Origin of the sequence: Streptomyces sp. NPDC048590 (genome assembly GCF_043199535.1) — a bacterium.
Taxonomy (GTDB): domain Bacteria; phylum Actinomycetota; class Actinomycetes; order Streptomycetales; family Streptomycetaceae; genus Streptomyces.
The window spans coordinates 587,291-597,955 of the sequence record NZ_JBICWC010000005.1 but is presented as its reverse complement, the minus strand read 5'-3'; the positions used below and the strand labels follow the sequence as shown (position 1 = coordinate 597,955).

Here is a 10,665-nt window from a genome sequence, read left to right as displayed (position 1 = left end):
GCGGGACGCGTCGGCTCACCGAACGGGTCGTTGCCACGCCAGCCCACGGTCCACAGACCGAAGGTGAACCTGTCCTCAGGGGTGGGAGTGAAGCGTTCCGTCATCGTCTGTCCGCCTTCGACTACCTGGGGTCCGGGACCGTCGTCGCCACCCCGGGCCTATTTGTTCACTGACAGAATTAATTATGCACACGCCACCGGGTGGACGTAACCCCTCGGACCCCTCCTGACCCGCGATCGAGGGACGCCCCTGTTCGGAAGGCTGTCGATCACGTAATTTGTTTGTCGCACTCCCAAAACCAGCACCACCGGAAACCGCACGAGAAGAGGTAGCCCATGCCGCCGCGTACCGTCGTCATCGGCGTGGACAGCTCCACCCAGTCCACGAAAGCCGCAGTCACCGACGCCGAGACCGGCGAGCTGCTCGCCGTCGGCCGCGCCCCGCACGTCGTCACGGGCGAGGGCGGGGCCCGCGAGACCGACCCCGAGGTGTGGTGGCAGGCTCTGCGCGATGCCGTCGCGGCCGGGCTCAAGGAGTCCGGCCTCTCCGCGTCGGCCGTGACCGGCATCGCGGTCGCCGGGCAGCAGCACGGGCTGGTGGCGCTCGACCGGTCCGGCAGGCCGCTGCGCCCCGCGCTCCTGTGGAACGACACCCGCTCCGCACCGCAGGCGGCCGCCCTCGTGGCCGAGCTGGGCGGTCCCGAGGCCTGGACCGCGCGCACCGGCACGGTGCCCGTGGCGTCGATGACCGCGACGAAGTGGCGCTGGCTGCGCGAGAACGACCCGGCGAACGCCGAGGCGACGGCTTCCGTCAGGCTGCCCCACGACTTCCTCACGGAGCGCCTGTCCGGCGTCGCGGCGACCGACCCGGGCGACGCGTCAGGCACCTGCTGGTACTCCACGGAGACCGGGGCGTACGACCCCGAGCTGCTCGGCCTCCTCGGCCTGGACCCGTCGATGCTGCCCGAGGTCGCTCCCACGGGCGGGAGCCGGATCGGCTCGCTGACCCAGGCCGCGGCCGAGGCGCTCGGGCTTCCGGCGGGGATCGCCGTCGCGGCCGGTACCGGGGACAACATGAGCGCCGCCGTGGGCCTCGGCCTGGGCGGCGCGGGCCTGCTGGACCACCCGGTCCTGAGCCTGGGCACCTCCGGCACGGTCTTCGCCGCGTCCGGGACCCGTCCCGCCTCCCCCGCGCTCTCCGGTTTCGCCGCAGCGGACGGTACGTACCTCCCTCTGGCCTGCACCCTGAACTGCACCCTGGCCGTCGACAAGGTGGCCGCGCTGCTCGGTCTGCACCGGGACGACGCGGCGCCCGGGGGCGAGGCCGTGCTCCTGCCCTACCTCGACGGAGAGCGCACCCCCGACCTGCCGACCTCGGCCGGCCTGCTGACCGGGCTGCGGCACGACACCACGCCGCAGCAGCTGCTGGGCGCGGCGTACGAGGGCGCGGCCTTCACCGTGCTGCGGGCGCTCGACGAGCTGCTGAGGGCTTGCGGGCTCGACCCCGCCGACCCGGATGTGGCCGGGCGGCCACTGCGGCTGATCGGCGGCGGCGCCCAGGGGCGGACCTGGGTGGATACCGTGCGCAGGCTCTCCGGACGCCCGCTGATCATCCCGGGCGGCGGCGAGCTGGTCGCGCTCGGCGCGGCAGCACTGGCGGCTTCGGCGGCCGGCGGCGGGGACCCCGTGGCGATCGCGACCCGATGGACCACTGCTTCGGAGTCCTCCGACGCCGAACTGTCGCCGGTGGAACGGGACATCGAGGCGTGGGACCGCATCGGATCGGTACTCGACAGGGCGTCGGAGCCGCTGCTCGGCGGATGATCCGGTCTCCCGAAACAGCCTCCGGGGCAGGCGTTTTGGGGATGATCGCGGATCTTCAATAGGATCCGCCGATGATCACAAGAAAACGGCTGACGGCCGGGGTGTGCGTTCTCCTCGCCACCCTGGCCGCCGGGATGGGCACCGCCGTCCCGGCGTCCGCCGACGAACCCCCCACCACTCCTTCACCCAAGGTCGAGCTGGTCCTCGACGTCAGCGGTTCCATGCGCACCCGCGACATCGACGGCCAGTCCCGGATATCCGCGGCGAAGCACGCGTTCAACGACGTCCTGGACGCGGTACCCGAGGAGGTGGAGCTAGGGATCCGCACGCTCGGCGCCGACTATCCGGGCGACGACCGGAAGGTCGGCTGCAAGGACACCAGGCAGCTCTACCCGGTCGGCCCGCTCGACCGCACCGAGGCCAAGACCGCCGTCGCCACCCTGGCACCCACCGGCTGGACGCCGATCGGCCCCGCCCTGCTCGGCGCGGCGGACGACCTCGACGGCGGCGACGCCACCCGGCGGATCGTCCTGATCACCGACGGCGAGGACACCTGCGGCCCGCTGGACCCCTGCGAGGTCGCGCGTGACATCGCCGCCCGGGGGATCCACCTGGTCATCGACACCCTGGGCCTGGTGCCGGACGCCAAGATCCGTCAGCAGCTGACCTGCATCGCCGAGGCCACCGGCGGCACCTACACAGCCGTCCAGCACACCGACGAACTCTCCGGCCGGGTGAAGCAGTTGGTCGACCGGGCCGCCGAGCCCGTCGTGACCCCGGTGGCGACCGAGGGCGCCGGCGACTGCTCCGCCGCACCGGTCCTGAAGCCGGGTCTCTACACCGACCGCCAGGAGATCGGGAAGCACCGCTGGTACCGGGTGGACGTCCTGCCCGGCCAGGAACTGCGCGCCTCGGTGAGCGTGGGCGCCGACCGCGCCGTGAACGACGACTACGGGATCCTGCTGCGCGCCATGACGACGCACGGCCGTGAGATCGTCCGCGGGTCGGAGTCCGGTACGGGACGCACGGACGCGATCTCCACCGGGCTCCGCTATCCGAAGCCGGAGCAGGACGACGCCGGCTCCGACACCGATGTGAAGCCCGCGGCAGAGACGGTCTGCCTCCAGCTCGGCAACTCCTTCTCGGCGCCCGCCTCCGTGAAGACGACCCCCGGCATGCCCGTCGAGCTGACCGTCGACCTGGTGGACGGCCCCGACGAGTCCCCCGACGCGGCCGCCTTCGGCCTGGGCCACGGCTGGTGGCTGCTGGGTCTCCTGGTGCTCACCGGGCTCATCGCCGGCCTGCTGTTCGGCTGGATCTCTCGCTGGCGTGTCGCCGTATGGAGGACCAACTGATGCGTACCGCACGCGGAAACACCGTCAGGCGAGCCGGCGCGGCTGCGCTGCTCGCAGCCGTCACCCTGCTGACCTCGGCCGGCGCGGCGGTCGCCGACGACCCGGCCGCGAGCGCGAGCCCCGCCGCCGACGAGACCGCGGGGCCGACGGAGGCGGGCACCACCTTCCGCACCGCCACACCGGTCCGGCAGGAGCAGGCGGCGACCGCCGAGGCCTCCACGGGTGACTACCTCTACTGGGTGTTCCCTGCCGACACCGGACAGCGGGCGACCGTGCGCGCGAAGGTGAGTCTGCCGGAGAGCGCCACCCGCCACGGCGCGTCCACCTGGCAGGTCGACGTGTACGACGGGCTCCGTCGCCGGCAGGCCTGTGTGTACGGCCACCAGACCAGGAAGGCGTCGCCGGACGCCGGCAGCGTCGAACTGTCCTGCGTGCTGCGTACCGTCCGCGCCTGGTCGGAACCGTGGGCGTCCGACCCACTGCCCGGCAGCTACTACGTGCGCCTGACGGTGGTCGACCTGGCCGAGGAGGACCTGGGTCTGCCCGTCGAGGTCGAGACCGAGGTCACCTCCACCGACCGGGGCGGCGCGTCCGACGTGGGCGGCAGCCTCGCCGAGCCGCTGGTGCCAGGCGTGTCCGCGGCCTCGGCCCAGGGCGTCACCGTGGCCGGAAGTGAGCCGGAGGACGGCTGGTCCTCGGGCTGGTGGACCAGTCGCTGGCTGTGGACCGCGGGCGGCGGCGTACTCGCCGCGCTGGCAGGCGTGTTCGGCTACTCACTGACGCGCGGCTCCGGCCGGCCCTCACGGGTACCGCCGGGCGTCTGAGACGCCGGACACCCTGCGTGAGGGCCGCGGACCACTGTCCGCGGCCCTCACGCCGTTCCAGGGTGCCCGAAAGGCGGCTCGAACCCGTGCCCGAACGCTACTAGGCTCAGCAACTCACCTAGCACGTACGGCAGATGACGGGAGTTCCCATGTCCACGGAAACCGGTGCGGCCCTCGGTGCCGAGCCTCGGGGCCACCGGATCGTCCAAGGGCCCAGGGGCGTGCCCCTCCTGGGGAGCCTGCCGCAGTTCGGCAAGGACCCTCTCGCCTTCTTCGAGCGCCTGCGCGGGTACGGGGACATGGTCCGCTGGCGCTTCGGCCGCAACGACTGCGTGTTCATCGCCGACCCGGACTGCATCGGCGAGCTGCTCACCGAGACGGAACGCACCTTCGACCAGCCGCTGCTGGGCATCGCCTTCCGCACCGTCATGGGCAACGGCGTCGTCGTCGCCCGTGGCACCGACTGGAGGCGCAAGCGATCGCTGGTGCAGCCGTCGGTGCGGCCCAAGCAGGTCAAGTCGTACGCCTCGACGATGACGGCCTGCGCCGTGGACCTGGCGGACTCCTGGTCGGGAGGCGAACGCGTCGACATCAAGCGGGAGATGGCGGCCCTGACGCAGAAGATCGCGGTGCGCACCATCTTCGGCGTGGACACCCCCGCGGACGCCGAGTCCATGGGCCGGGCCATGGACATCGCCCAGCAGGAGATCGGCAAGGAGTTCAGCGGGCTCGGCGCGGTGCTCCCCGACTGGGTCCCCACCCCCGGGCGCGCCCGCATCAGGAAGGCCGCCGCGGTGATCGACGCAGAGGTGGGACGGGTGGTGGCCCGGCACCGCGACGGGGACGGGGACCGCCCGGACCTGCTGAGCAGGCTGCTCACCGCGGTGGACGAGACCGGGGCGCACCTCACCGACCAGGAGATCCGCGACGAGACCGTCACGCTCTACATCGGGGGCCACGAGACGACGGCCTCCACCCTCGTATGGGCCTGGTACCTGCTCTCCCGTAACCCTGGCGCGCTGGCAGCCCTCACCGGGGAGCTCGACCGGGTGCTGGACGGCCGGGAACCCGGCATCGACGACTACGCACGACTCCCTTACGCGCAGGCGGTGGTGAAGGAGACGCTCCGGCTGTATCCCACGATCTGGCTGGTCACCGGGATCGCCAAGGAGGGTGCCACGATCGGCGGCGTACCGATGCCCGAGGGCACGAGGGTGTGGAGCAGCCAGTGGGCCACGCACCGGGACGCACGGTGGTTCCCGGAGCCCGAGGAGTTCCGGCCGGAACGGTGGGACACCGAGAGCGGGGACGACATACCGGAGTACGCCTGGTACCCGTTCGGGGGCGGGCCCCGGGTCTGCCTGGGCACGCGCTTCGCGATGGTCGAGGCGGTGCTGATCCTCGCCGTCCTGGCACGCAGGTTCGAGCTGGAGGTGGATCCGGGCACGGTGAATCCCGTACCCACCCTGACCCTTCAGCCCGACCGGGAGGTGATGGCCACCGTACGGGCGCGCTGAGCGCCGACGGGTGACGCCGGCCGGGACCGCTTGACCTCAATCTTGCTTGAGGTCCTAGCGTTCCCCGCGTACCGACCGATCCCGGGATCCCGGAGGCACAGATGGACATGGAAGTCACGGCGTGGCATTCGCTGCAGAGCACGGTGACCGCCCAGCGGGAGCGCAGGCCCTTCTCCAGGGCCACGCTGCACCGCATCGCCGCGTTCGCCCGGCCGCACCGCGGGAGGATTCTGCGCTTCCTGCTCCTCAGCGTGGTCACCGCCCTGCTGGCGGTGGCCACGCCCGTCCTGGCCGGGTGGGTGGTCGACGCGATCGTGCGGGGTGACGACCCCGGCAGGGTGACCGGGCTGGCTCTGCTGATCGCGCTGATCGCCGTGTCGGAGGCCGCGCTCGGGCTCCTCACCAGGTGGCTCTCCGCCAACCTGGGAGAGGGGCTGATCCTCGATCTGCGCACAGCGGTCTTCGACCACGTCCAGCGGATGCCCGTCGCCTTCTTCACCCGTACCAGGACCGGTGCTCTCGTCAGCCGGCTCAACAACGATGTGATCGGTGCCCAGAGGGCGTTCAGCAACACCCTGTCGGGCGTCGTCTCCAATTGCGTCACCCTGCTGCTCACCCTGGCGGTGATGCTCACGATCTCCTGGCAGATCACGCTGCTGGCCCTGGTCCTGCTGCCGGTGTTCGTCGTGCCCGCCCGGCGGATGGGCGCCCGGATGGCGGATCTCCAGCGGGAGGCCGCCGCCCACAACTCCACGATGGGGACCCGGATGACCGAGCGTTTCTCGGCACCGGGGGCCACCTTGGTCAAGCTCTTCGGGCGGCCCGCGGACGAGAGCGCCGAATTCGCCGCCCGAGCGGGCCGGGTGCGTGACATCGGTGTCCGCACCGCGATGCTGCAGTCCACCTTCATCACCGCGCTCACCCTGGTGTCGGCGCTGGCGCTCGCCCTCGTCTACGGACTCGGCGGCCAATTCGCACTGCGTGGGACCCTCGAACCCGGCGCCGTGGTCGCCCTCGCACTGCTCCTCACCCGGCTGTACGCACCGCTGACAGCTCTGGCCGGGGCCAGGGTCGAAGTGATGAGCGCACTGGTCAGCTTCGAGCGCGTATTCGAGATCCTCGATCTGAAGCCCCTGATCGCCCAGAAGCCCGACGCGCGCCGGGTACCGGACGGCCCGGTCTCGGTGGAGTTCGACGGCGTCTCCTTCGGCTACCCCTCGGCGGAGAAGGTCTCCCTGGCCTCCCTGGAGGAGGTGGCCACACTCGACTCCGGGGACGGCTCACGGGTGCTGCACGATGTCTCCTTCACCGCCGAGCCGGGGCAGATGGTCGCACTCGTGGGGTCATCGGGGGCCGGCAAGTCGACCATCGCGCAGCTGCTCCCCCGCCTGTACGACACCGACGCGGGCGCCGTCCGGCTGAACGGTGTCGACGTACGCGATCTGACGGCCGATTCGATCCGCGAGACCCTCGGCATGGTGACCCAGGACGGGCACCTCTTCCACGAGTCGGTGCGCGCCAATCTGCTGCTGGCCCGGCCGGAGGCGACCGAGGAGGAGGTCTGGGACGCGCTGCGCCGCTCGCGTCTGGACGGTCTGGTGGCGTCGCTGCCCGACGGCCTGGACACCGTGGTCGGCGAGCGTGGCTACCGGCTCTCCGGCGGCGAGCGCCAACGGCTGACCATCGCAAGGCTGCTGCTCGCCCGTCAGCGGGTGGTGATCCTCGACGAGGCGACGGCCCATCTGGACTCCACCTCGGAGGCGGCGGTGCAGGAGGCGCTGGCCGAGGCGCTCGCAGGGCGGACCGCCCTGGTGATCGCCCACCGCCTGTCGACGGTGCGGTCCGCCGACCTGATCCTTGTGGTCGAGGACGGACGGGTGGTCGAGCGGGGTACGCACGAGGAACTGCTGGCCGCCGGAGGACGGTACGAGGAACTGCACCGCACGCAGTTCGAGCGGCCGGAGGAGTTGAGGTCCGTCGGCTGAGCGGCTCAGCCGGCGGCCGGCGGCGGCTGGTGGAGACCGAACGGGGATCCCTGGTCGTCCTGGCACAGCACGAAGCGGCCGAAGCGCTCCACGGTCTCCTCGTCGCCTCCGGGTGCGTCGCCCTCAGGTACCGTCCCGCCCAGTTCACGCACCCGGCGGACAGCCGCGTCGATGTCGTCGACCCGGAAAAAGACGTACGGCCGGGCACCGGCATCCCCTCCGTGTACTCCGCCAGGGACACCGGCGGTGCCGATCGCGTAACCGCCGCCCTCCGTCGTACCGGGCGCGAAGGACCAGCCGAAGAGCCCGGAGTAGAAGCTCCGGGCCCGGTCGGCGTCGGCGACCCCCAGTTCGAAGAAGGAGATCTCTCCGGCCATGACCACTCCCCTGTTCCGGCCTGTTCTCACATGTGCGAGGGCCCTTGGTCCACCGTACGGCGGGGCGGGGGTGCGGGCATTCTCTGCCGACGGAGCCGCTACGTGAACCGCAGCTCCGAGGGGTGGGAGACCCGGCGCAGGAGCGGCAGGGAGGTCGCGGCCGCGAGCAGGCAGGCCGCGTGGACGGCGAAGGGGACGAGCAGCGGGAGCAGGGGCACGAAGCCGTTGCCCACGACAGCGGCGTAGGCGAGATAGACCACCGCCCCACCGGCACCCGCCAGCAGGAGGGCGGGAGCGAGGGGCAGCGCCGTCTCCAGGAGTGTGGCCAGGGCCAGCACACGGTGGGGCACCCCGGCTGCGGCCTGGGCGGCGAGTCCGCTTCGGCGGGTGGCCACGGACTCGGCGGCGCCCACGGCCAGACCGCAGAGGCTGATGGCCAGGGCGATCAGGACCGCCGCTCCGGCGAGGTCGATGCCGGTGGTGTAGAAGGCGAGGTTGCCCGGCGGGTACTGCCGACGGGTCAGCTCCGCGAGCAGGACTCCACGCACGCCCGTGAAGGCCACTCCTACGACCGTGACGAGCAGCAGCGCCGCATGGGTCCGGGCGGCTGCCCAGGGGTCGTGCGCGAGGCGGGCCGCGGCGATGAGCACCGCGGGGTGCTTCGCGCGGTGGGTGAGCTTCCGGCCGATGAGGGCCGCCGACGCCCCCACCGTCCAGAGCGCCCCCGCGCCGGTGAGGAGGACGAGAACGAGGACGAGCAGCGGAATGAGCGCCGCCCCGCCGCCACGCGGCAGCAGCACGAGCAGGGCGGCGGTGGCGATCAGCAGTGCGGCGAGCAGGAAGCCGAGCACCGTCCCACGCCCCCGGCCGGGGGTAGTCCTGCGGAAGTGTCCCAGCGGCGATGAGATCACCCTGCGCAGGGCGAGAACGCTCACCGCGGCGGCGAGGAGCGGAACCAGGAGCACCACGGCGCCGAAGGCCGCCCATGCGAGGGGGCGCGGGGTGTGCCCGGTGACGGCGAGGAGCACGGTGAAGGCTCCGAATCCGGTCACCGAGCCGGCCAGGCAGGCGAGGGCGGACTCGGCTCCCGCGATTCTCCGCACCTGGCGCGCGGTCGCCCCGGCGAGCCGCATCCCGGCGGTCCTCCGGTCCCGGTGAACGGCACCGATTCGGGCGCACTGCCCCAGGAACGCGAGCACCGGGATCAGCAGCAGCACGAGGGAGAGGGCGATCCCCGCGCGTTCCCCGGGGCGGTCCAGCAGGCCGTGAGCGTACGGGATCGACACCTGCCCCGGTATCGCGGCGACGGTGATCGCCGCCAGGGCGAAGCCCGTGGCCGACAAGGCGCCCAGCGCGGTGAGCGAGGTCCGCCACCGTTCGCGGGGTCCCGCCGCGCGCGCGAGGATCCAGGCGACGCGGATGTCAGCCCTCATGACGGATGGCCTCCTGACCCACGGTGTCGGCGGCACCGGACCGGACCGCCCCGTCCCTCAGGACCACTTCGCGGTCCGCGTAGGCGGCGATCTGCGCGTCGTGGGTGATCAGCAGGACCGCGGTGCCGGTTTCGCGCGCGGTGTGCACGAGCGCGGTCATCACCTGTTCCCCGGCGAGTGCGTCGAGGGCCCCGGTGGGTTCGTCCGCGAAGACGGCTCGTGGGCTGGTGACCAACGCCCGCGCCAAAGCCACCCGTTGGCTCTGGCCCCCGCTCATGCCACCCGGCCGCAGCTCCGCCTGACCGCGTACCCCGAAGCGCTCCAGCCACTCCCCCGCCCGCTGGTTCGCCGGGCCGCGCCGGGCGCCGGCGAGCAGGAGCGGCAGCGCCACGTTGTCCAGAGCCGTGAGCTCCGGGATGAGCTGACCGAACTGGAAGACGACCCCGAAGTCGTCGCGCCGCAGCGCGCTGAGTCGCTCGTCCGGGAGCTCACCGAGTTCCTCGCCCCCGTAGTGGACGCTGCCCTCGTCGGGGCGGGCGATTCCCGCGAGGCAGTGCAGCAGGGTGGACTTCCCGCTGCCGCTGGCGCCGGTGACGGCCAGGATCTCGCCCTCGCCGAGATCGAGGGAAGCGCCCCTGAGCGCATCCGTCGCCCCGTACGCCTTCTTCAGGCCTCGTGCCGAGATCAGTACGTCCCGTGCCGTTAAGGGGAGTTCGCGTTCTGCGTTCATAGGGCGTTGACCTCCGCGGTCAGGGTGTCGATACGGGCCGACGTGGTGGTCATCCACCGCAGGTCGGCGTCGAGATGGGCCAGGGCGTAGTCGGCCGACAGCACGGTGCTGAGGTCGGCGCCCGGTGCGGTCTTCACCGCGGTGAGCTCGCGCATTCGCTCCATGTGGGCGGCGCGTTGGGCCCGGAGGTGCGCGGCCGCGTCCGGTCCCCCCTCGTCGTGGCCGTCGCGCCCGCCGGCCGCGGTGACGAGGATCGAGACCACGACCTTCGCGAAGATCTCGTTGGTCACGAAGGGAGCCGGAGCGGTGATCTCCTCGGCCCAGCAGCCGAGTTCACGCGCTCCCTCGCGCGTGGACCGGTAGAGGGTGCGCTCCGGGCCGCCCTCGGAGCCGGTGCCGTCCACCTCTGCCAGCCCGTCGCGCACCAGGCGTTGAAGCGTCGTGTAGACCTGCCCGTAGGCGAGCGGGCGCGCCTGGGGGAAGTGGGCGTCGTACTGCCGCTTGAGGTCGTAGCCGTGGCGTGGACCGGCCGCGAGCAGTCCCAGAAGAACATGGCGGATGCTCATGCGAGGACTGTAAACCCGGTACATGTACTGAGTGAATAGTGCTTTCGGACAGCCC

The 10,665-nt window shown here is 72.1% G+C and carries 9 protein-coding genes; 5 read left to right on the top strand and 4 right to left on the bottom strand.

All coding sequences use genetic code 11. The features are described 5' to 3' along the window. The first annotated feature begins 335 nt into the window (after positions 1-335). The 5 genes from xylB (at position 336) to ACGFNN_RS18455 (ending at position 7,504) form a co-directional block, all read left to right on the top strand. Positions 336-1,823 (top strand): xylulokinase, encoded by a 1,488-nt coding sequence (xylB, locus tag ACGFNN_RS18475; RefSeq protein ID WP_393557066.1) that lies wholly within the window; start codon positions 336-338, stop codon positions 1,821-1,823. 71 nt (positions 1,824-1,894) lie between these two features. After that, positions 1,895-3,178: a VWA domain-containing protein gene (locus ACGFNN_RS18470; protein WP_393557064.1), complete on the top strand. Its 1,284-nt coding sequence runs from the start codon at positions 1,895-1,897 to the stop codon at positions 3,176-3,178. Continuing rightward, entirely contained in the window at positions 3,178-4,002 is an 825-nt protein-coding gene (locus tag ACGFNN_RS18465; protein WP_393557062.1) for a hypothetical protein, read from the top strand. Before ACGFNN_RS18470 ends, ACGFNN_RS18465 begins: the two co-directional genes overlap by 1 nt. Before the next feature lie 149 nt (positions 4,003-4,151). Then, positions 4,152-5,519: a cytochrome P450 gene (locus ACGFNN_RS18460; protein ID WP_393557060.1), complete on the top strand. Its 1,368-nt coding sequence runs from the start codon at positions 4,152-4,154 to the stop codon at positions 5,517-5,519. Between the two features lie 101 nt (positions 5,520-5,620). After that, a complete protein-coding gene (locus ACGFNN_RS18455) occupies positions 5,621-7,504 on the top strand; it encodes an ABC transporter ATP-binding protein (protein ID WP_393557058.1) in 1,884 nt (627 codons plus the stop codon). A 5-nt stretch (positions 7,505-7,509) separates the two neighbouring features. Here the strand turns inward: ACGFNN_RS18455 and ACGFNN_RS18450 are convergent, their stop codons facing one another. The 4 genes from ACGFNN_RS18450 to ACGFNN_RS18435 form a co-directional block, all read right to left on the bottom strand. Next, positions 7,510-7,881, bottom strand: coding sequence for a VOC family protein (locus ACGFNN_RS18450; RefSeq protein ID WP_362550557.1), 372 nt, complete (start codon positions 7,879-7,881; stop codon positions 7,510-7,512). A gap of 98 nt (positions 7,882-7,979) precedes the next feature. Then, the gene (locus ACGFNN_RS18445; RefSeq protein ID WP_393557056.1) at positions 7,980-9,314 is read right to left on the bottom strand and encodes an FtsX-like permease family protein; all 1,335 of its coding nucleotides are present in this window, start codon (positions 9,312-9,314) and stop codon (positions 7,980-7,982) included. Then, complete coding sequence (locus ACGFNN_RS18440) at positions 9,304-10,044, bottom strand: ABC transporter ATP-binding protein (protein WP_393557054.1); 741 nt, start codon at positions 10,042-10,044, stop codon at positions 9,304-9,306. Before ACGFNN_RS18440 ends, ACGFNN_RS18445 begins: the two co-directional genes overlap by 11 nt. Further along, positions 10,041-10,610 carry a PadR family transcriptional regulator gene (locus tag ACGFNN_RS18435; RefSeq protein ID WP_393557052.1) on the bottom strand — a complete coding sequence of 190 codons (570 nt, stop codon included), beginning with the start codon at positions 10,608-10,610 and terminating at the stop codon, positions 10,041-10,043. Before ACGFNN_RS18435 ends, ACGFNN_RS18440 begins: the two co-directional genes overlap by 4 nt. Positions 10,611-10,665: the final 55 nt, after the last annotated feature.

Bases quoted from the DNA above. Each gene is read 5' to 3' on its own strand.
- xylB (WP_393557066.1), top strand. From the start codon at position 336: ATGCCGCCGCGTACCGTCGTCATCGGCGTGGACAGCTCCACCCAGTCC.
- ACGFNN_RS18470 (WP_393557064.1), top strand. From the start codon at position 1,895: ATGATCACAAGAAAACGGCTGACGGCCGGGGTGTGCGTTCTCCTCGCC.
- ACGFNN_RS18465 (WP_393557062.1), top strand. From the start codon at position 3,178: ATGCGTACCGCACGCGGAAACACCGTCAGGCGAGCCGGCGCGGCTGCG.
- ACGFNN_RS18460 (WP_393557060.1), top strand. From the start codon at position 4,152: ATGTCCACGGAAACCGGTGCGGCCCTCGGTGCCGAGCCTCGGGGCCAC.
- ACGFNN_RS18455 (WP_393557058.1), top strand. From the start codon at position 5,621: ATGGACATGGAAGTCACGGCGTGGCATTCGCTGCAGAGCACGGTGACC.
- ACGFNN_RS18450 (WP_362550557.1), bottom strand. From the start codon at position 7,881: ATGGCCGGAGAGATCTCCTTCTTCGAACTGGGGGTCGCCGACGCCGAC.
- ACGFNN_RS18445 (WP_393557056.1), bottom strand. From the start codon at position 9,314: ATGAGGGCTGACATCCGCGTCGCCTGGATCCTCGCGCGCGCGGCGGGA.
- ACGFNN_RS18440 (WP_393557054.1), bottom strand. From the start codon at position 10,044: ATGAACGCAGAACGCGAACTCCCCTTAACGGCACGGGACGTACTGATC.
- ACGFNN_RS18435 (WP_393557052.1), bottom strand. From the start codon at position 10,610: ATGAGCATCCGCCATGTTCTTCTGGGACTGCTCGCGGCCGGTCCACGC.